16 protein-coding genes are annotated in these 19,426 nt (G+C 67.7%); 2 read left to right on the top strand and 14 right to left on the bottom strand.

Annotated elements, in window-relative coordinates:
* Window positions 1-18: 18 nt before the first annotated feature.
* Window positions 19-1,680, top strand: a complete 1,662-nt coding sequence (locus BYZ73_RS01775) for a hypothetical protein (protein ID WP_112314673.1) — start codon at window positions 19-21, stop codon at window positions 1,678-1,680.
* A gap of 6 nt (window positions 1,681-1,686) precedes the next feature.
* On the opposite strand, the gene BYZ73_RS01770 is transcribed toward BYZ73_RS01775, so the two are convergent.
* From BYZ73_RS01770 to BYZ73_RS23490, 11 genes are all read right to left on the bottom strand, one after another.
* Window positions 1,687-2,310 carry a hypothetical protein gene (locus tag BYZ73_RS01770; protein ID WP_112314672.1) on the bottom strand — a complete coding sequence of 208 codons (624 nt, stop codon included), beginning with the start codon at window positions 2,308-2,310 and terminating at the stop codon, window positions 1,687-1,689.
* A gap of 110 nt (window positions 2,311-2,420) precedes the next feature.
* Window positions 2,421-3,803, bottom strand: a complete 1,383-nt coding sequence (locus BYZ73_RS01765; protein ID WP_112314671.1) for an amidohydrolase family protein — start codon at window positions 3,801-3,803, stop codon at window positions 2,421-2,423.
* Window positions 3,804-3,806: 3 nt separating this feature from the next.
* Entirely contained in the window at window positions 3,807-5,087 is a 1,281-nt protein-coding gene (locus tag BYZ73_RS01760; RefSeq protein WP_112314670.1) for a TRAP transporter large permease, read from the bottom strand.
* The gene (locus tag BYZ73_RS01755) at window positions 5,084-5,635 is read right to left on the bottom strand and encodes a TRAP transporter small permease (RefSeq protein ID WP_220086782.1); all 552 of its coding nucleotides are present in this window, start codon (window positions 5,633-5,635) and stop codon (window positions 5,084-5,086) included. Before BYZ73_RS01755 ends, BYZ73_RS01760 begins: the two co-directional genes overlap by 4 nt.
* A complete protein-coding gene (locus tag BYZ73_RS01750; RefSeq protein ID WP_112314669.1) occupies window positions 5,632-6,621 on the bottom strand; it encodes a TRAP transporter substrate-binding protein in 990 nt (329 codons plus the stop codon). Before BYZ73_RS01750 ends, BYZ73_RS01755 begins: the two co-directional genes overlap by 4 nt.
* Window positions 6,622-6,704: 83 nt before the next feature.
* Window positions 6,705-7,457: an aspartate/glutamate racemase family protein gene (locus BYZ73_RS01745; RefSeq protein ID WP_112314668.1), complete on the bottom strand. Its 753-nt coding sequence runs from the start codon at window positions 7,455-7,457 to the stop codon at window positions 6,705-6,707.
* Window positions 7,458-7,626: 169 nt separating this feature from the next.
* A complete protein-coding gene (locus tag BYZ73_RS01740; RefSeq protein ID WP_112314667.1) occupies window positions 7,627-8,292 on the bottom strand; it encodes a GntR family transcriptional regulator in 666 nt (221 codons plus the stop codon).
* A gap of 270 nt (window positions 8,293-8,562) precedes the next feature.
* Window positions 8,563-9,621 (bottom strand): S8 family serine peptidase, encoded by a 1,059-nt coding sequence (locus BYZ73_RS01735; protein ID WP_112314666.1) that lies wholly within the window; start codon window positions 9,619-9,621, stop codon window positions 8,563-8,565.
* 188 nt (window positions 9,622-9,809) lie between these two features.
* Entirely contained in the window at window positions 9,810-10,577 is a 768-nt protein-coding gene (locus BYZ73_RS01730; protein ID WP_112314665.1) for a sigma factor-like helix-turn-helix DNA-binding protein, read from the bottom strand.
* A 287-nt stretch (window positions 10,578-10,864) separates the two neighbouring features.
* Window positions 10,865-11,317: a COG4315 family predicted lipoprotein gene (locus BYZ73_RS01720; protein ID WP_220086781.1), complete on the bottom strand. Its 453-nt coding sequence runs from the start codon at window positions 11,315-11,317 to the stop codon at window positions 10,865-10,867.
* Window positions 11,290-11,463, bottom strand: coding sequence for a COG4315 family predicted lipoprotein (locus tag BYZ73_RS23490; RefSeq protein WP_220086780.1), 174 nt, complete (start codon window positions 11,461-11,463; stop codon window positions 11,290-11,292). Before BYZ73_RS23490 ends, BYZ73_RS01720 begins: the two co-directional genes overlap by 28 nt.
* Window positions 11,464-11,831: 368 nt before the next feature.
* Here BYZ73_RS23490 and BYZ73_RS01715 point away from each other — a divergent pair, with 368 nt between their 5' ends.
* Window positions 11,832-13,739: a methyl-accepting chemotaxis protein gene (locus BYZ73_RS01715; RefSeq protein WP_112314664.1), complete on the top strand. Its 1,908-nt coding sequence runs from the start codon at window positions 11,832-11,834 to the stop codon at window positions 13,737-13,739.
* A gap of 162 nt (window positions 13,740-13,901) precedes the next feature.
* On the opposite strand, the gene hutW is transcribed toward BYZ73_RS01715, so the two are convergent.
* The 3 genes from hutW to BYZ73_RS01700 form a co-directional block, all read right to left on the bottom strand.
* A complete protein-coding gene (hutW, locus tag BYZ73_RS01710) occupies window positions 13,902-15,302 on the bottom strand; it encodes a heme anaerobic degradation radical SAM methyltransferase ChuW/HutW (RefSeq protein WP_112314663.1) in 1,401 nt (466 codons plus the stop codon).
* A gap of 209 nt (window positions 15,303-15,511) precedes the next feature.
* Window positions 15,512-17,233 (bottom strand): OFA family MFS transporter, encoded by a 1,722-nt coding sequence (locus BYZ73_RS01705; RefSeq protein WP_112314662.1) that lies wholly within the window; start codon window positions 17,231-17,233, stop codon window positions 15,512-15,514.
* A gap of 237 nt (window positions 17,234-17,470) precedes the next feature.
* Entirely contained in the window at window positions 17,471-19,423 is a 1,953-nt protein-coding gene (locus BYZ73_RS01700) for a sensor histidine kinase (RefSeq protein WP_112314661.1), read from the bottom strand.
* Between the last annotated feature and the right edge of the window lie 3 nt (window positions 19,424-19,426).

The following is a 19,426-nucleotide window of genomic DNA, read 5'->3' as shown; positions in this document are numbered from 1 at the left end:
CCTGCGACGGAGGCCCCGATGCGGCACAGTCTTTCCTTGCTCTCGGGTCTTGCCCTGATATGCGCGGCTGGTTCGGCATCGGCCGTCGACCTGCGTCACAGCACGCTGGCGAACCATACCGCCTATATCCCGCCGCAATGCTATACCCGCACCGAGGATGCGGCGGGGACTGCGCATAACCCGTGCCAGACCTGCCACACCCGGTCGCGGGTGCCCCATTACATCAACGATCAGGACCTGCAGCTGTCCTATGCGCTGCCGGGACCGGCGCTGAAGAACCCCTGGACCAACCTGTTCGTCGACCGCAGCGGCGCGGTCGCGGCGGCCGATCCCGAAGAGGTCCGCGCCTGGGTGCGGCAGGACAACTATCTTGGCGCCGATGGCCAGCCGGTGCTGGCCGAAAAGCTTGCCTCGCCGCCCAAAGCCTGGGACAGCGACGGCGACGGGCGCTGGTCGGGCTATGTGCCGGACGCGTTCTATGACTTTGACGAGATGGGCTTCGATCATGCGCCGGACGGGCAGCTGACCGGCTGGCGCGCCTTTGCCTACCAGCCGCTTCCGGGCACGTTCTGGCCGGCAAGCGGTTCGACCGACGACGTGATGATCCGGCTGCCCGAGGCCTATCGGCAAGATGCCGGGGGGCGGGACGACCGGGCGATCTATGCGTTGAACCTGGCCATTGTCGAGGCGCTGATCCAGCGTGCCGATGTGCCGGTCGCGCCCGTGGACGAGGCGGCGCTGGGGGTCGATCTCGACCGCGACGGCGCGCTTGGCACCGCGACCCGCGTGGCCTTCGCCTTCGCGCCGCTTGAGGGCATCACCATGCATTGGGTCGGCCGCGCGGGCACGCTGCCGGCCGACGAGGCGCCGCTTGCCGCGGGGCTTTATCCGCTTGGGACGGAATTCCTGCATTCGGTCCGCTATCTCGATCCCAACCCCGCGGGCGTGGGTATGGCGCCGCGCATGAAAGAGCTGCGCTACATGCGCAAGACCCGGTGGCTGACCTATTTCGACCGGATGGATGGCGCCCTTGCCGAAGCCAAGGAGCGGCACGATTTCCCCGACCGCATCAGCCTTTTCTTCGGGGATGCCGAACACGGGATCAGCAACGGCACCGGCTGGCGGTTGCAGGGGTTCATCGAGGACCGCGAGGGCGCGCTGCGCCCGCAGAGTTTCGAGGAGACGGTGTTCTGCATGGGCTGCCATGGCGGCATCGGCGTGAACGACGACGACACGCTGGCCTTTCCGCGCAAGCTGGGGGCCGAGGCGTTTCAGGGCGGCTGGTATCACTGGACCCAAAAGGGTCTGGCCGGAACGCCGGATCTGACCCGGGCCGATGGCGAGGGCGACTATGTGCATTACCTGCGCACGAATGGCGCAGGCGACGAGTTCCGGTCAAATGACGAGCTGATCCGCGCCTGGCTGAAGGACGGTGAACTGCCCGAGGCGGCGGCGGCGAGGATCCGCGACGACATCGCGCCGCTGATCCTGCCCTCGCCTGAACGCGCGCTGGCGCTTGACGTGGCCTACCGGGAAATCGTGCGCGACCAGAGCTTTGCGCTGGGTCGGGATGCGACGGTGACCCCGCAGGATGCGACCGTCTGGCGCGAGGTGGACCAGGACCGCCCGACCGGTATCGCCGAGCCCGAGGCGCCCTGGTATCCCCGGCACCGGCGCTAGGCGCGTTCAGTCCTCGGCGGCGATCCGCGCCACGGCGGCCTCCAGGTCGGCTGCGTCATCGGCATTGTGCTGAAGCCAGGCCCGGATCAGATACTGGTCGTCCTGCGGCAGCCGGGTGCGCGGCCCCATCTGGCGGAAATAGTCCTGCCATTCGGCCATGCTGTATTTCCCGGGCACCCTCCGAGGATGGCAGGCGGTGCAGCGGGTGCGATAGAGCGTGAAGGCGGCGCTCCACAGATCCGCCGGGTCCGAGGCCAGCAGACCGGCGTCGACCCAACCGCGCAGCGCGACCGGCGACCAGCCTTCGGGCGCGGCTTCGTCGGCGGCGGCCGGGCGCGGGGTCAGCCCGCCCGGGACCTCGGCCAGGGTCACGGATGGCGCTGCCGTTGCGAAAAGCGCGCGCCGCTCGGCATCGGTCCAGCCCGGCACCAGGATCTCGGCGCGTCCGTCCTCTATGCGGCCCGTTGCATGCACCGGGCTTGCCACCAGAACCTCGCCCGCCGGGGTGGCCTCGTCCGGTGCCGTGCGGATCGGGGCAGAGGCCGTCAGCCAGCGTAAAGACGCCTCTTGCGCGGTGGCGGGGCCGGCGGCGATGAAGGCCGCCAGAAGGGCCGGGCCGATGGCGTGCATGAAGAAACCTCGCGATTGCCTGTAGTTACCTCTCGCTAGGCTGTGTTCATGTCGGGACCATGACAGCGCGGCCCCTGTGGTCTGCGGCGCATGGCCGGAGGGGGCGGTCCTCAGTGCGCCTGAGCCGCCCCGGCATCGGTGCTGGCGGCTTCGGTCCGGGCCCGGTCCCAAAGCGCGGCGGCGGCGGTTTCGGCGGCCTCCAGCACCGCCATCTTGTCGACGCAGACAGGCTCGCCGCCCTCGATCACCACCTTGCCGCCGACGATCACCGTTTCGACATCGCGGCCCTGTCCGGTATGGACCAGCGTGCCCAGAACGTCGGTCATCGGCCGCAGATGCGGGCGGCGGAAATCGAACAGCACCAGATCGGCGCGCTTGCCGGTTTCGATCGACCCGATCTCGGCCTCGAGCCCCAGCGCCCGCGCGCCGCCCATTGTGGCGGCCTCGAAGGCCATGGCGGGTTGCCAGTCGGCGGTGATGCCGCCCTCCTGCAACCGCCCCGTCGCCAGTGCCCAGCGCATCAGCTCGACCATGTCGGCATGCATGTTGTCGGTCGCGAGCGCGAGCTTCATCCCCGCCTTGCGGAGCTTCGCCGTCGGCGCGAGGCAGCCATGGGTCTGGTTGCCCTTGGCGATATGAGCCAGATGCGCCCCCGCCCGGCCCAGCCGCGCGATGTCGCTTTCGGTCAGGTGGATGCAATGGGCGCCGATCAGGCGGTCGTCCATCAGCCCCACCTCGTCCAGCAGCTCGGGCGGGGTCATGCCGTCGCGCTCGCGGATGAAATCGACCTCGACCCGGCTTTGCGAGACATGGGTGTTGATCCGAAGCCCATGCGCATCGCGCAGCTCGCGCACCCGGGTCAGGAGGGCGCGCGAACAGGTGTCGGGCGCATGGGGGGCAAGGACGACGCCGGTTTGCAGGGTCTCGGGGTCGTGGAACCGGTCGATCAGCTCGGCGGCAAGGCCCAGCGTCCAGTCGCCGATGGCATCGTCATAGCGCCAGTCGCCCAGATGCACGCGGGTGAAGTCGACATCGTGGATGCGGCCGCAGCCGAAGGCCCTGATGCCGGTCTGGGCCATGGCGGGAAGCGCGATCTCCTGATGGGTGAAGCTGTCATTGATGAGGGTGGACCCGAAGCTCAGCGCCTCCAGCGCGCCAAGCTGGGCCAGCGCATGGGCTTCGTCGGGGCGCACATCGTGGCCATGGGGCACGCCCATCGTATAGGCGGGGGCAAAGCCCATATCCTCGGCCACGCCCCGCACCATGCTGAGGATCGCATGGGTGTGGACATTGACGAAACCGGGCGTCAGCACGCGGCCCGCGCCGGGAACGATACGGGTATCCGGGTCGATCCGTTCGGGCCGGGTGTCGCGGATGGCCGCGATCCGCCCGCCCGTGACCTCGACCCAGCCGGTTTTCAGGAAAGGCCGCGCCGGGTCCGCGGTCAGGATGGCGGCGCCGTCGACGATCAGGTCGGGACTGGCAGAGGTCATGGGTCAGTATCCGAAGACGGAAGGCAGCCAGAGCACCAGCGGCGGGAAGAGGACGCAGAGTGCCAGAACGGCGAATTGCAGGATGACGAAGGGAAGCGCCTCGCGGGTCAGCTCGCTCATCGAGACGCGGGTGATGCCGCTCATGACGAAAAGCAGCACGCCCACGGGCGGCGTCATCATGCCCACGACGAGGTTGTACATGAAGAGGAACCCGAAGAAGAGCGGGTCGATGCCGTAGCTGATCGCCATCGGGGCAAAGAGCGGCACCAGCATGATATAGGCCGCGTTCGACTCGATCAGCATGCCGACGACCAGCAGCATCGCCATCACCAGGAGGATGAAGGTCATCGGGTCCGAGGTCAGGTCCCTGATCCAGGACGACAGCCGCATCGGCACCAGATCGAGCGTGAAGACGAAGGTCACGACCGAGGCGAAGGCGATCAGCGCGCCGACCATGGCCGCCATCACCGCGGCGCGGAAAAGACAGCCGGGCAGGTCGGCGAGGCGCAGCTTGCGGGTGATAAAGAGACCCACCACCAGCGCATAGACGACCGCGATGGCCGCGCCCTCGGTGGCGGTGAAAATGCCGCCGACGATGCCACCGACGACGATCACCGGCATCAACAGGATCAGGCCCGCGCGCCGGGTCTCGATCAGGGCGTTGCGGACCGAGAAGGGGGTGCCGCTGAGCGCATAGCCCCGGCGTCGGGCGATCAGGGTGGCCAGCGCCATGAACCCGAGCGCGAGGATGATGCCGGGCACGATCCCGGCCATGAACATGCCGCCGACTGACACCGAGGACCCGGCCATCAGCGCATAGACGATCATCGCGTTCGAGGGCGGAATGACCGGCCCCAGATTGGCAGCCGAGGCGATCACCGCGCTGGAATAGCCGTCGGGATAGGTCTTGCGCAGCGCGGGCACCAGCGTCGAGCCCAGCGCGCTGGCCGAGGCGACGGCCGCGCCGCTGACCGAGGCGAAGACCATGCCCGCCAGAATGGTGACATGGGCGACGCCGCCCTGCACCCGGCCGACCAGCGAATTGGCAAAGCTGACGAGGCGGTCGACGATGCCCGCCTTCACCATCAGCTCGCCCGCCAGCATGAACAGCGGAATGGCCATCAGCGGGAAGGAATTCACCGCGAACATCATCCGCTGCGGCAGCACGACCAGATCGAACCCGCCCGTGTAAAGTGCCGCCACCGCGCCCAGCCCGATGGCGAAGGCGAGCGGCGCGCCGATCAGGGCAAGGATGGCGAAGACCGAAACGGCAAGGGCGCTCATAGCAGGGTTTCCTTCCAGGCGTCCTCGCCCCAGACCCGCGGGCCGCCAAGCGCAAGAAGCAGAAGATGCAGCGCCGAATGCGCGGCGCAGAGGCAGACCGGGATGTAGTAAAGCGCGGCGGTGACCGGCAGCGTGGGCATCAGCTCGCCCCATTTGTCCTCGGCTGCGCCAAGGGCCGTGACGAAAACCACGGCCATCAGCACCAGCCCCGCCAGCGCCGAGCCGCGCTGCAACAGATCCTGCCCACGGCCGGGCAAGAGGCGCAGCACGATGTCGATGCCGACATGCACGCCGCGGCGGATGCCATGCGGGATGGCGAGGAAGATCGACCAGACGAAGAAAAGGCGCGACAGCTCGTCGGCGGCGTCGATGGAGGAACTGAGGACATAGCGCTGGAAGACCTGTGCCGCGATCAGCAGCGTCATCGCGCCCATGGCCACCACGATGGTCCAGCGCGACAGCGCATCGATCAGGTCGATCGCCTTGCGCAAAAGTGCAAGCGGGCCGGCAGAGGCCGGCCCGGGCGAGGGGTGTCCCGACTGGGTCACTGCGCGGCCTGTTCGAGGACGAGGTCGATCACCTCGGGATCGACCCGCGCCTTCAGGCTTTCGGCGATCGAGGCGGTCGCCGCGCGCAGCCGGGCACGTTCTTCGGCCGAAATCGCGTCGAACTGCATGCCCTCGGCCACCAGCTTGTCGCGGAATTCAAGATCGACCCGCGCGGCTTCGGTCCGCTGCCATTCGATGGCGGTGCGCATTGCGGTCCGCACGGCCTCCTGGTTCTCGGGGCTCAGCGCATCGAAGGCGTCCTTGTTGGCCACGACATTGATGAAATCGAAGAAGTGGCCGGTATCCGACAGGTATTTCTGCACCTCGAAGAAACGCCGGGTGTAGATGATGTTGTAGGGGTTTTCCTCGCCATCCAGCACCCTTTGCTGCAGCGCCGAGTAAAGTTCCGAGATGTCAAGCGATTGCGGGTTGGCTCCAAGCGCGCGGAAGGTTTCCAGATGGACCTCGTTCGGTTGCAGTCTGATCTTGAGCCCCTCGAAATCTTCAAGCTTGGTCAGCGGCCGGGCGCTGTTGGTGACATGACGGAAACCGAGCTCGCCATAGCCGAGATTGACGAAGCCCTGGTCCAGCAGCGCCTCGTCCATCAGCTTGCCGACAGGGCCGTCCATCACCTCGAAGGCCTTTTCGCGGTTGTCGAACAGGAACGGCAGGCTGACCGCCTCCAGTTCCGGCACCGAGCGGGTGAAATAGGCGATCGAGGTGAACACCGCGAAGATCGCGCCCGACCGGACTTGATCGACGTTTTCCTGCGCGCCGCCCAGCTGCATGGCGGGGAAGTTCTGCACAACGAGATCGCCGCCCGACAGGCGCTCGACCTCGTCCTTGAAGACGGTCATGGCTCCGGTCGCGCTGTGTTCTTCGGGGAAGTTTCCGGCAACACGCAGCACGGTCTGGGCCGAACCGGCGCCCGCGAGAAGCGAGAGCCCGAGGCAGAGGCCGAAGGCGCGGGGGAGGAGGGATGTCATGGGGCTTGGTCCTTTCCCTGTTGGGGTCCTGTGGTCCGGACGGTGGGGGCCCGCGGCCCGTCCGCCCTGGCGTTATCGGGGTGTCATGGGTCCATGTCTCGGCCGAACTGGCGGGTGAGGGCGTCGGGCAGGCCGGTGGCGGCCTTGGCCAAAGGTTTCGATCGCCGCCTAGCGAAACCCGCCTGACTGCCCAGAGATACCAGCGCCTGGGCCTGCACGGTCGCGGCGGTGATCGGGTCGACCACCAGCGCCTCGACTTCGTTGGCGATTTCGGGCGCGAGCCCCGCCAGCGGCGCGCCGCCGAGGATCACGACATCGGCGCCGTCCTCCTCGACCGCCTGGGTGCAGAGCCGGATCAGTTCGGGGCGCAGATCCTGCTGAAGGTTCGCCAGGTCGCGGACATGGGCGGGGGGCGTGCGCACGCCGGTGAAGCGGGGCATCAACCCGGCATCGCGCACCGAGTCCCCGTACCAGCGCCGCATCACCGGCGAGAAGGTGACGATCGAGATCCGCTCGCCCAGCATCGCCGCCGACATCAGCGCGGCCTCGGCCATGCCGACGACCGGGAAATCGAACAACTCGCGCGCCCCGGCCAGCCCGGGGTCGCCGAAGGCCGCGATGATCGCCGCGTCGGTGCCTTCGGCATGTTCGGCGATCAAGTCATAGGCCAGCGCGCCGCCGATCTGCGCCTCGGCGCGCGAAGCGATATAAGGAAAGCCGCGTTTGGCGGTCAGAGGCAGGATCTCGGTTTCCGGCGGAGCCACGGTGCGCGCGATTTCGGCCATCCGGTCGGTCATCGCCTCAGTCATGTTCGGGTTAACCAAGAGTAATCGCATCGTTCCGCCACACTGTCCGTCCTACGAGGTCACCATAAGAAATCTCGCGGCAAAGGACACAAATGGCATGCCATTTGGCGATAATGGCATGCCATTCGGCCGCGCCGCCCAGATCCGGGGCGCCAGTCTCCGCTACATGCCCAAAAATCGTGCGATTTGTGTCCAGCGATCAGCCGCGCTGGCGGCGGAGCGTCTCGGCGACCGATTCGCCGCTATGGCGCAGATGCTGCCGCCAGATCCGCGCCGCCGCGGCCGGATCGCGGGCACGGAAGGCGGCCATCACCGTCTCGTGCTCGCCGACAGACTGGCGCCAGCGGTCGGCATCGAAGATCGCCATGAACCGCCCGCGCCGGGCGCGCATCGCCACCCGGCGGTGGCTGTCGGTCAAGACCGCATTGCCGGCCTCGACGACGATGGTGTCGTGGATCTCGGTATTGGTGTCGAAGTAGGTCGAGGCATCGCGGGCCTCGTACTGGGCCAGCATCCGCGTGTGCAGGCTTTCCAGCCGCTCCAGGACCTCGGCCGTGATGCGCTGGGCCAGACGCTCGGCGGCGAGGCTCTCGATCACCGCGATCAGGTCGAACAGGTCCTCGGCCTCCTTGGCGGTATAATCGACCACCTGGGCCCCCCGATGCAGCGAGATGTCGACCAGACCGTCGACCCGCAACAGCTTCAGCGCCTCGCGGATCGGCGTGCGCGAGACATTGAGTTCGGCCGAAAGCTTGCGCTCGACCAGCCGCGAACCGGGCGGCAGGTCGCCCTTGACGATCCGGTCACGCAGACGGTCTGCGACACGTTCCGCCGAGGCTTGGACGTCGAGCGAGGTATCGGACATTTGCGGAGACCGGTCTTCAAGGTTGAAACACGTGACAGGGTATCACCCGGGGCAAGGAAAACTCCAGACATTCCCCGCCTGTCGGCGCGGCTCTGTGGCTGGCGGGCCGCGGTCGGCCGAGCCGGTCCGGCACCCGTTGCCGACTTGCGGTTCCGGCAGCCTGCGAAGCCGAACCGGCAGGGGCGCGGTGCTGGAAAGCCCTCACCGGGGTTTCGGGCGGGATGCCCGTGGCGCGCGCCTCCGCAGCCGTCCGGGCCGGGACCGTCGCGCCTAGCGGAGGCAACTCGGGACAGAGGCGTCGATGGCGCGGAGCGCCTCGCAAGCGTCGATCAGGACGCGCCCGCCGCGGGGGCGCAGGCCAGCCCGAAGCGCATCCGCGATGGCGCCGGTGCTCAGCTCGTGCCGGTCCGCAAGCAACAGCGCGACCACGCCCGAGACATGCGCTGCGGCGACCGACGAGCCGGAATAGTAGCGGTACTGATCGTCCGGCGCCGTGCTGATCACGTCGACCGACGGCGCGGGGATCGCGCTGTCCGCGACGGGACCGTCCGCGATGACCCCGGGAACCGAGGCGGGAAAGGCAGGCGAGGCCGCTTCGCCCCAGGCCGCGACCACGACGATCCCGGCATCGACTGCCGCGCGCACCAGCTCGTCCAGCAGCGGGTCGGCCGCACCGCCGAGGCTCAGGTTCAGCACGTTCATTTCGTTCAGGATCGCGAAGTTCAGGGCGCGGGCCAGCGAGAAGCTGTTGCAGCGGCCGGGCTGGCCGGTGCGCTGCCAGCAGGCGCGCAGGCCGATCAGGTCCGCATCCGGCGCGACACCGACGATCCCGGCCGCATTGGCCGCATCGGCGGCGATGATCCCGGCGATGGCGATGCCGTGACCCTCTCCTGTCCCGTCCCGGGTGTCGACGAGGTTCCGGGCCTCCGCGAGGCGTGGCGCCAGGTCGGGATGGGCGCCGTCGATGGCGGAATCGATCACCCCCACGCGAATGCCGGCCCCGGTCGAGGCGCGCTGGGCCGCGGTCGCGTTGATGTCGGCCAGGGTGTTCTGGATCGGAAACAGCTGGTCGCCGGACGCGGTCGCGAACGTATCGAACGTTTGCATCCGCTGGACTGTGCGAATGGCGGCATCGGCCCGCATCCGGGTCATGAGCGTGCCCATGTCGGACCGGCCGTCCGCCTCGACCACGAAGCAATGGACCGAGATCGACTGCAGCGGCCATTCCGCGGTCAGCGTGACGCCGAAGCGGGTCTCGATATCCGCCGCCGCGAGGGCCTCCGGTTCGGCGGCCGGAACGGCGAGGATCAGGTGGGTGTCGGTCGCCATCCCGCTGGCGGGGACAAGACGCCAGACCGGGGCGGGGGCCGGTTCGCCGGTCTGCCCCGCGCGGATCAGGGTTGTTGGTCCGGCGCGGCGAAGACGATGCCGGGCGTCTGCATCGGCGCAGCCGCCGCGGCCGCCGGGTCGGCCGCGCGTTCGGCGCTGGCGGTGCAGACCCCGCCTTCGGACGGCCCCTACACAAGCGTCAGGTCCTGCCGCGCCAGAACGGCCCGAAGACTTTCGGCTTTCAGGTCCGGAACGGTCTGGAACCGGGTCGTTGGCGCGCCGCCGTCGCTGGTCAGGGTCGGGAACCCGTCATCGGACGGCCCGAGCGCGACTGCCGCCACCAGGCAGGCGGCGGCGGTCGTTCCGGCCAAGGCCATCGCCTCCCGGACTCCCCTCCGACGTCCTCCCCAGCCTTCGCGCGGCCGCCGCGCCCGGCTGTCGGCCTCGATCCGCGCCCTCAGGTCGTCCCAGCTTCGGGACAGAGGGACTTCGGAAGGCGCGGTCCCCGCGACCTCGCTTGCAAGGTCGAACTGGCGCGCCAGCTCGGCGGCGCAGGCCGGGCAGATGCGAGTGTGATTCCTGACCGCCTCGGCCTCCGGCCCGGGCAGGGACCCGTTCACGTACCACGGAGTGTTGTCCCACACCGCTTTGTGGCGGTCGTCGCTCGGTGTCTTCAGGGCGTCATGAACTGAGCTCTCCGGGATTGTTTGCGCGTCCTCGAACAGCATCGCGCGCAGGCGCTTTCGTGCCGTCATCCTCCGCGTCTTCGCGGTGCCCAGGGGGCACCCCAGGATCCCGGCGATATCCGTACAGAGATAGCCGTTGAAATAGGTCAGTTCGACAACGGCCCGCAGTTCGGGTGTCAGGCGCTGCAACGCGCGGGAAAGATCCCGTGCGCGAAGGACCGCCTTGGCACTGTCGCCCTCGTCGCCGATCAGGGGCTCGTCCAGTTCCACGTCGCCCCCGCCGGGCCAGCTTCTGCCGCTGTTTCAAGGATAGCCGGCAAGCGATGCCGAAAACCCAGGTCGAGGGTTTCGAGCAGCTCGCGAACCGGTCTGCCGTGCGCCAGACGGTCATCAGCGTGTCATTGGCGATTTCCTCGGCGGTCCGCCGAGCGTTGTATTTGAAAGTGCACCCCGGACCGCCGGTCGGATCTACCGGGGATCGGGCCTGAAGCGGACAAGCGGCTTGGCGCCCCGGTGCGGGTCGTGGCGCATTCCGCGGTCCGCGCGCGGCCCGTCTGTCATAGGGGGCGGGATTTTATTGGGGGAGTGTGTCGAAGCGGCCCTTCCTGCATTCGCAACCCGCCGGGGCAGGGCAAGCCTAAAAGGGCGCGCGGCGGCGGTTTGCCCGGCGGGGCAGTCGGGCCGACCGACAGTCGGGAAAATGCGTCGGCACCGCCAGTGGCAGGGATGGTGGCGCCGACGGGACAGATGCGTATGATCCGGTTCCGGGGGCGGAACCCGGACCATGCGGGGATCAGGACCGTGGGGAGGAGGACCGGCCCTTGCTTCAGAACGTACCAGACCCCGCCGATGCCGTTGCCGTTCATGTCGACGGGACGGCTGTCGCCTTTCCAGTGGTAAAGCGGCATGCCCTTATAGCCCCATTGGGCCGCGCCGTCGGCGCGTTCGATCAGGGAGAAGCCGCCTTGGCCGTGACGGGCGGTCAGCTGGCCGCGCAGCCGCCGTTGCAATTGCTGACGCCGGGTCGGTCGTTGTCGAAGATGTAAAGCGTCATGCCGGAGCGGTCGACCAGCACGCCATCGCCGGACAAGCCCGCCGGGGTGGCACCGGCTGCCAGCGACAGTGCGGCGCCTGCGATCGGGGACCCAAGTTTCATGGGGCCTCCCCTGTTTTCGGCCCGGACCACTGTGGCCCAGGTCTTGGTTCCGATGGTTTGTGCCCTGGCTTGGCTACAGGAGTCATGCCGTGCCGCGTTTTCTTCCCAGCATGTTCTTCAGGATCGGCGGTCCCGCCGGTCCGCCTGGCCTTCGGGGGCGACGAGGGGCAGAGGCTCCCTTGGGCCAGACCGCCACGAACGGAACGCGGCGATGCGGCGAGACCGTCGGCGGCCGTCCGGTCCCGAACGACCTGCAATCCGTGTGCGGCGGTGCAGCCGATCCGAAGACCCTCAAGTCGGCCACCGATCCTTGATTGGCCGAGCGTACTAGAGGTCGTTGGCAGGCGTTCCGATCAGCAGGAGAAAGCATGCTTCTGCTCTTCAGTTTTGGCATTGCATGGCGGGTCTACCTTGTGGTGGCGCTTGCGGTCGGGGGCACGGCCTTCATGGCCTGGCAGGCGGTAAGCCTCATGGAGAAAAGCACTTATAGCCTCCGCAAGGTGCATCTGCGCGATATCGTGCAATCGGCGGTGAGCCAGCTGGCTGCCCTGCAGGCCAAGGTCGACGCAGGCACGCTCGGTTCCGAAGAGGCGAAGGCCGAGGGCGTGAAGATCCTCCGCACCATCCGCTACGATGGCAGCAACTATCTGTTTGCCTCCGACATGCAGGGAAACATCGTGGCGCACCCGCGCGACGACCGGATGGGCACAAACCAATGGAACCTGACCGACCCCAACGGGGTGAGGACCTATCAGGAGCTCATCGCGCATGCGAGAAACCCAGAAGGCGGTGTCGTCTACTATTCGACCGAGCGCGCGGCCGGCGACGGTGACAAGAAGCTTTATCCGAAGATCAGCTACGGAACCGGGTTTGCGCCTTGGGGCTGGATGATCGCGACCGGCAGTTACATCGACGATATCGAGGCGATGGCGGCCGACATGCGCAAGACCCTGATGACGACGCTGCTGGAAGGGCTTGGCGCGATGATCGTGATCGGCGGGGCCATCGCGTGGAGCGTGATCCGGCCGATCGACCGCCTGAACGCCCGGATGAAGGCGCTGTCGAGCGGGGATCTGGACAGCGACATTCCCTACATGCGGGGCCGCGCGGAAACCTGGCAGATGGCCCGAAGCATGGTCGTCTTCCGGGATGCCCTCAAGCAGAAGGCCGAACTGGAACGGGCCGAGAACGACGCGCGGGCCAGGCGCGAGGCCGATGCAGAGGCACAGAAGAAGGTGGCCGCCGCGGTCGGCACAGGCCTGTCCGAACTCGGGCAGGGCGATCTGACCCACACGCTCGACACCCCGTTTCCCGAGCATTTCGAAACCATCCGCTCGGACTTCAACAAGACCGTCATGACCCTGCGGAAGATGCTGTCCGGCGTCGTCGAGAACGCCAACGAGATTCAGGTCCGCGCCGAGGAAGTGGCCTCGGCCCTTGAGGATCTGTCCCATCGGACCGAAAACCAGGCCGCGACCCTGGAAGAGACCGCGGCCGCGCTGGACGAAATCACCAGTTCCGTCCGCAATGCCGCCGAGGGCGCGGTCGAGGTCGAACGGGTGGTGCGGCAGACCCGCGACGATGCCGAACGAAGCGGTCTGATCGTGAACAAGGCGGTCGAGGCGATGTCGGAAATCAAGGCGTCCTCCGAGGGGATTTCGAAGATCACCGGGGCAATCGACGACATCGCCTTCCAGACCAACCTGCTGGCGCTGAATGCGGGCGTCGAGGCTGCGCGGGCGGGCGAGGCGGGACGGGGCTTCGCCGTCGTGGCCTCCGAGGTGCGGGCGCTGGCGCAGAATTCCTCTGGCGCGGCCAAGGAAATCAAGCAGCTCATCGAGAAAAGTTCGGAGCATGTCGAGGCCGGCGTCGATCTGGTGAACCGGACCGGCGAGGCCCTGCACGATATCGTCGAACGTGTCGCGAATGTCTCGAAACTCATCAGCGAGATTGCGACCGGGGCACGCGAACAGTCCGCCGGGATCGGCGAGATCAACGCCGGCGTCTCACAACTGGACCAGGTGACGCAGCAGAACGCGGCCATGGTCGAGGAGGCGACGGCCGCCAGCGTGACACTGCGTCAGGAGGTGGAAAGCCTGCGCCGCCAGATTTCGAGGTTCCGAGTCGACTCGGGGGCATCGGTCGCGCTCATCGCCGAGAAGGCCCCGCGCAGACCGGCGAAACCGGGCAGATCGTTCCCGGCCGCCGAGGCGCCCGCTGCGAAGGTGGCAAATGGGGCTGGACGGATTTCTGAGCCCGGGGTCGTCGGGGCCTGACCCTTCGCTTTGGCGCCACGAACGGGCCCTGGGCTCCGCTTGTGGCCGGCAGCCCGGGGTGACGAATCTCGACGATGTGTCCGCGATGCCGCACGGGCGGGCTGGGTCGTCCTCTCCGGCCCATACGTCCGGCGCGGGACGGAGCGTCCGGTCTTGAGCCTGTCAGCCCGTCGCCCGTCTGCCGACATCGGTTTCGGCGCCGCCAAACCGGGCATCGGTCCAGGCAATCAGGCGCGACGTCATGGCAACCTGCCAGAACCGTCCCGCCAGCGTCAGCTGTACCGACAGGGGGTGCCCCGTCAGCAACCCGGCGCGCTGCCATTGCGCCAGCAGCGGCGCGGCGTGCGGTTCGAACCCGCCGTTGATCCCGCACCCGGCCAGGGCCCGGTCCACCGACGCGAAGACGAGCCGCCCACGTTCCATACCGGCTTTGATCGCGGCATGGACGGGACCGAGCGGTGCTGGCCGTGTCAGCCCCGCGACCAACCTGGCGCTGCCTGCCGCCGCCCGGTCCCGGTAGGTGTCGAGATCGGGCGTGATGCGAAAGCCGTGTCCTTGCAGATTGCCGCCCGCGCCCGCGCCGAAGGCCAGGCATTCCGCCCCCGCCTTGACCTCCAGATTATAGAGACTTCGTTCGCGCGTCCCGCGCCGCCAATGGGTCGTCGAAATGGCCTCCCAGCCCGCGCGGTCCATCTCGGCGGCGCCATCGGCATAGAAATGACCAAGCTCGCCGGGCGCGGCGACGGCAAGCTTGCCCTTGTCCTGCGCCATCATCAGCGGGGTGCCCGGGATCGACTTCAGCGAATAGAGGTCGAGCCCGTCGAGCCCCAGCGCCGCGGCCAGACGCACATCCTCCTGGAAGGTGGCGCGGTCCTGGCCCGGCAGCCCGTAGATCAGGTCGATCACCACGGCCCCCCGGTCCAGCCGCATCAGCCCCTCGAGAAAACGCACGGTCTCGGCCCGGGTCGATTTGCGGCCCATGCGGCGGCGCACGCCGTCATCGAAGCTCTGCACGCCAAGCGAGATGCGGTTCACGCCTGCGTCGAAGGCCGCGCGCGCCTTCTCAAGCCCGAAGCTGACGATCCGGCCTTCCAGCGTGATCTCGCAATCGGGGGCCAGCGGCAGATGGCGGTGCAGCCCCTCGACCAGCCGGGCAATGTCGCGCGCGGCCAGCGCCGTCGGGGTGCCGCCGCCCAGATAGACCGCCCTCAACGGGTGGCCCTGCTGCGCTGCGGTCCGGGCGTCGGCGGCAAGCTGCGCCAGCACCGCATCCACATAGGGCGCACCCATCTCGCGCCGCCAGGGGTTCTGGTAGAACCCGCAGAAAAGGCAGCGGTTTTCGCAGAAGGGCACATGCACATAGGCGACCGAAGGCCCGGTACGCGGCGACGCGGCCAGCCTTTTCCAAAGCCCGGTGACCTCCCCGGGGGCGACGGCCATTCCGCCGCCATGGGCATGCGCGCCCATCCGGCCGGAAAACGCATCGGCCAGCGGGTCGGTCGAGGTGCGGGCAAAGAAGGCGTCTGTGTCGCGGACGTCCGCCGCCGGTCTGTGAACGTTCATCTGCACCTCTGGTGGGCAATGAGCGCAGGGGACCGGGCGGACGGCTTGGGCCTGACTTGGGTGTTTGCGGCCGGTCGTGTGACCAGCCGTTTCCTGACGATTATTATCGGATAATTCCGTCCGGGAAAAGACCCGATTCCAGGGCCGGTCGCAGGCTTTGGAAGCGGCGTCCGCCCCGGCCTGCCCGCAGGCGGACCGGGGCGTGCCTCTTACTCGACCGGGATTGCCTGCAATTCCGGTTCGTCGTGATGGTGATGCTCGCGCACCGGCCGCATGAAGAGATTGGCGAAGAAGGCCACGACCAGAAGCGTCGCCATGCAATACATCGTCGTGTTGTAAAGCGAGGGCGTCGGATCGATGGTGCCCGGGGGTGCGATTTCCATCAGGCCCGCGATGGTCACGGTCTTGGCCGCCACCAACTGATCAAGCTGCGACAGCGGCGCGCCGAACTTCTGGGCAAAGGCCGCCGGGTCGACCCGGCCTGCCAGATCCTGGATGGCGTTGGTCACCGACATCTGCCTCAGCGAGGTGATGGCCAGCGGCCCCAGCACGCCCGCGGTGGACCAGGCGGTCAAGAGCCGTCCGTGGATGCCGCCCACATGCATCGTGCCGAACATGTCGGCCAGATAGGCAGGGATGGTGGCGAAGCCGCCGCCATACATCGAGAAGATGATCATCGTCGCGGCGTAGAAGCCGATCAGATAGATCATCGCCGGGTTGGTCGCCACGGCCGACGCGAAATAGGGGATCGACAGATAGAGCAGCGTGCCCAGCACGAAGAAGCACATGTAGGTCGCCTTGCGCCCGATATGGTCCGAGGCCGAGGCCCAGAAGAACCGCCCCAGCATGTTGAAGACCGAGATCATCAGCACATAGGTCGAGGCGAAGGCGGCGGTGACGACCAGCGGCATCACCGAGCCGAAGATTTCCGACATCATCGTCTTGGCCACGCCGATCACGCCGATGCCCGCCGTCACGTTGAAGCAGAGCATCACCCACATCTGCCAGAATTGCGGGGTCTTCAGGGCCTGGTCGATATGCACGTTGTTCTGGGACACCATGCCCGAGGCCACCGGCTTCGGTGACCAGCCGGCGGGTTTCCATCCCTCGGCCGGAACGCGGTACTGAAAGGCGGCAAGGATCATCACCACCAGATAGACGACGCCCAGCGTCAGGAAGGTCTGCGCGGCCCCCGTCGCGCCGGTGCCGACCACATAAAGGCCCGCCTCGCCGCCGAACTCGGCCGCCTGCTTGGCCGAGGCCGCGACCACCTCGACCTTGCCGACGGCGGTTTCGGCGAAGATCCGGCCGCCCTCGACGACCGTCGCCACCGCATCCTGCGGGCCCAGATAGTCGGGCGCGCGCTTGAACAGGTCGAGCAGCCAGCCCTTGACCGGGGCCGCGATCATCGCGCCGCCGCCAAAGCCCATGATCGCCATGCCGGTCGCCATGCCGCGCCGGTCGGGGAACCACCGGATCAGGGTCGAGACCGGCGAGACATAGCCCAGCCCCAGCCCGCAGCCGCCAAGCACGCCATAGCCGAGATAGACCAGCCAGAGCTGGTGTGCCGAGATCCCGAACGAGCCGATGATGAACCCGCCGCCCCAGAGGATCGCGGCGACGACGCCGACCATGCGCGGGCCGACCTCTTCGAGCCATTTGCCTGCGAAGGCCGCCGCGAGGCCGAGAAAGACGATGGCGACCGAGAAGATCCAGACCACCGAGCCCAACGTCCAGTCGTCGGCCCCCGAAGCCACCACGCCCAGTTCGCGGGTCAGCGGCGGGTTGAAGACCGACCAGGCATAGACCGAGCCGATGCAAAGATGGATCGCGATGGATGCCGGCGGGACGCGCCAGCGGTTGAAGCCGGGTTCGGCCACGATATGGCTCTTGTGCAAGAAGCCCAGCGCGCCGCCTGAGGCGTTGCTCATGATGTTCCTCCCTTGATTGGCGCCGCGGGCGGTCTCCTCCAGGCCGTCCGGGCGGCATGCTGTCGCACGCAATCAGAAAAAGGCAGGCAAGGGCTTGCGCTGTCAACTGAATTTCCTATTTATAACAACATGGTGCGGGAATTTTTGTCGCCGCTTCGGCAGACCCGCCTCCGGAAGCTGGACATTTTGTCCCGAAACGCTCCGCCCGCACCGCGAAACTGCGTCACCCTGTCCGCATCACGTTTTTTTCGCGCCGGGCAGGAAAACCCGGAACCGGCTTCCGTGCCCGGGGATCGACTCGGCGGTGATGCGGCCTCCGGCCCGGCTCACGATCTGCTGGCTGATCGACAGGCCAAGCCCGGTCCCCTGCGCCTGTTTCGTCGTGAAGAACGGATCGAAGATCCGGGGCAGGACCTCGGGGGCGATACCGGTCCCGCTGTCTTCGACCGTCACCTCGACCCCGTCCTTGCAGTCCTTCGCGACCACCCGCAGGCTGCCGCCCTCGGGCATGGCATGGACCGCGTTCAGGATGAGGTTCACGATCACCTGTTGCAATTCGGTGCGCGGCATGGCGACGGTCTCCGTGCCCTCGGCCCTGACCTCGCATGCGATCCCGGCGGCCTGGACCTGATGGCGGGTCAGCACCAGACAGTCCCTCACCACCTCGGCGGGGGCGATCAGATCGGCCGAACCGGAATAATCCTCGGGACGGGCGAATTGCAGCAGCTTCGAGACGATGACACCGATCCGGTAGACCTGATCGTCGATCAGCGCGAATTCTTCCGCGACCTTGTCGGCCTCGGCGCCCAGCGTTGCGCGCGCAAGGTCCAGATTGCCCTGGATGACCGCGACCGGGTTGTTGATCTCATGCGCGACCGAGGCGGTGATTTCGCCCACCGCCGCCAGCTTTTCGGACATGATCAGCCGTTCCGTCGTGCGTTCCAGCCGCAGATTGGCGGCGCGCAGGTCGCGCGTGCGCTCCTCGACCCGGGTCTCGAGGCTTTCGGCCCAGCTGCGCAATTCGCGGTCGCGCGCCTGCAGGCGGTCGAGAAGGCTGTCGAAATGGCGCGCGAGCTGGGCGATTTCGCCACCCGCCTCGGGCGGACGGTTGCGCGCTGTCAGGTCTCCGGCCTCGACCTGGGCGATGGTGCGGGTCATGCCTTCGAGGGGCCGAAAGATGTGGCCCGCCCAGCGCAGAAAGACCGGGACCGACACCAGCGCGATCAGCACGAAGGCCGCGCTGAGTGCCAGAATCGAGGTGCGCTTGGCCTCGCGGAACGGGGTTTCGAGAAAGCCGACATAGAGCATCCCCACCCGGCGGCCGAAGCTGTCGAGGATCGGCTCATAGGCCGAGATATACCACTCGTTGACGACAAAGGCGCGGTCGAGCCAGATCTGCCCCTCGTCCAGCACCTGTGCCCGGACCTCGGCCGAGACCCGCGTGCCAAGGGCGCGGACAGTCTCGAACAGGCGCACATTGGTCGAGACGCGCACATCGTCGAGAAACAGCGTCGCGGTGCCCTGGCTGCCATCGGGCAGGCTCTGGTCGCGATAGACCAGCGCATTGATCGTGTCGATGAAATCGAGGTTGCGGTTCAGCAGCCGCCCCCCCACAAGCGCGACCCGCCTGCCATCGGGCAGCACCAGCGGTGCGGCCGAGTGGATGATCATCCCGCGCGTCTCGTCGGTCCGGTCGGTCGGAACCGCCGCGCGGGTGTTGACCAGCGCGATCTCGGCCCGATGCGCCAGCCCGGGCGCGAGGGCCTCAAGCTGACCGGCGCCGAGGATGTCGATTGCGCTTTGCCGCCGGCCGTCAAGCGCCGCGGCAATCACCGGCCAGGCGCGTTCGGAGGGCAGCGGCCCGGCGATGCGCAGAAAGTCGAGTCCGAGCCTTTGTCGTTCGCCTTCCAGATAGGCCGCCTGCCGCCCGGCCCCGATTGCCTCGTGCAGATCGACCGACCGGGCGACCGCATCCACCCGCTCTCCCGACATCTCTATCAGCCGGGCAAGGTATTGGTCGGCGATGGTCAGATCGCCGGTGACCTTGGTCACAAGCAGGTTGTCGATCTTCGTCGACCAGCGCCACATCGCGCTGCCCAGCATGACCGGCAGAAGCACCAGCATCGGCAAGAGTGCGATTACCAGCAGACGGACCCGGACCGAACCGAGGATGCCGGGGAGACGTGGCATCGG

Source organism: Rhodovulum viride, from assembly GCF_003265965.1.
Taxonomy (GTDB): Bacteria; Pseudomonadota; Alphaproteobacteria; order Rhodobacterales; family Rhodobacteraceae; genus Rhodovulum; species Rhodovulum kholense.
This window is presented reverse-complemented; position numbering and strand designations above follow the sequence as displayed.

Excerpts from the sequence above, each read along its gene's own strand:
- BYZ73_RS01775 (WP_112314673.1), top strand. The coding sequence starts at position 19 with ATGCGGCACAGTCTTTCCTTGCTCTCGGGTCTTGCCCTGATATGCGCG.
- BYZ73_RS01770 (WP_112314672.1), bottom strand. The coding sequence starts at position 2,310 with ATGCACGCCATCGGCCCGGCCCTTCTGGCGGCCTTCATCGCCGCCGGC.
- BYZ73_RS01765 (WP_112314671.1), bottom strand. The coding sequence starts at position 3,803 with ATGACCTCTGCCAGTCCCGACCTGATCGTCGACGGCGCCGCCATCCTG.
- BYZ73_RS01760 (WP_112314670.1), bottom strand. The coding sequence starts at position 5,087 with ATGAGCGCCCTTGCCGTTTCGGTCTTCGCCATCCTTGCCCTGATCGGC.
- BYZ73_RS01750 (WP_112314669.1), bottom strand. The coding sequence starts at position 6,621 with ATGACATCCCTCCTCCCCCGCGCCTTCGGCCTCTGCCTCGGGCTCTCG.
- BYZ73_RS01745 (WP_112314668.1), bottom strand. The coding sequence starts at position 7,457 with ATGCGATTACTCTTGGTTAACCCGAACATGACTGAGGCGATGACCGAC.
- BYZ73_RS01740 (WP_112314667.1), bottom strand. The coding sequence starts at position 8,292 with ATGTCCGATACCTCGCTCGACGTCCAAGCCTCGGCGGAACGTGTCGCA.
- BYZ73_RS01735 (WP_112314666.1), bottom strand. The coding sequence starts at position 9,621 with ATGGCGACCGACACCCACCTGATCCTCGCCGTTCCGGCCGCCGAACCG.
- BYZ73_RS23490 (WP_220086780.1), bottom strand. The coding sequence starts at position 11,463 with ATGAAACTTGGGTCCCCGATCGCAGGCGCCGCACTGTCGCTGGCAGCC.
- BYZ73_RS01715 (WP_112314664.1), top strand. The coding sequence starts at position 11,832 with ATGCTTCTGCTCTTCAGTTTTGGCATTGCATGGCGGGTCTACCTTGTG.
- hutW (WP_112314663.1), bottom strand. The coding sequence starts at position 15,302 with ATGAACGTTCACAGACCGGCGGCGGACGTCCGCGACACAGACGCCTTC.
- BYZ73_RS01705 (WP_112314662.1), bottom strand. The coding sequence starts at position 17,233 with ATGAGCAACGCCTCAGGCGGCGCGCTGGGCTTCTTGCACAAGAGCCAT.
- BYZ73_RS01700 (WP_112314661.1), bottom strand. The coding sequence starts at position 19,423 with ATGCCACGTCTCCCCGGCATCCTCGGTTCGGTCCGGGTCCGTCTGCTG.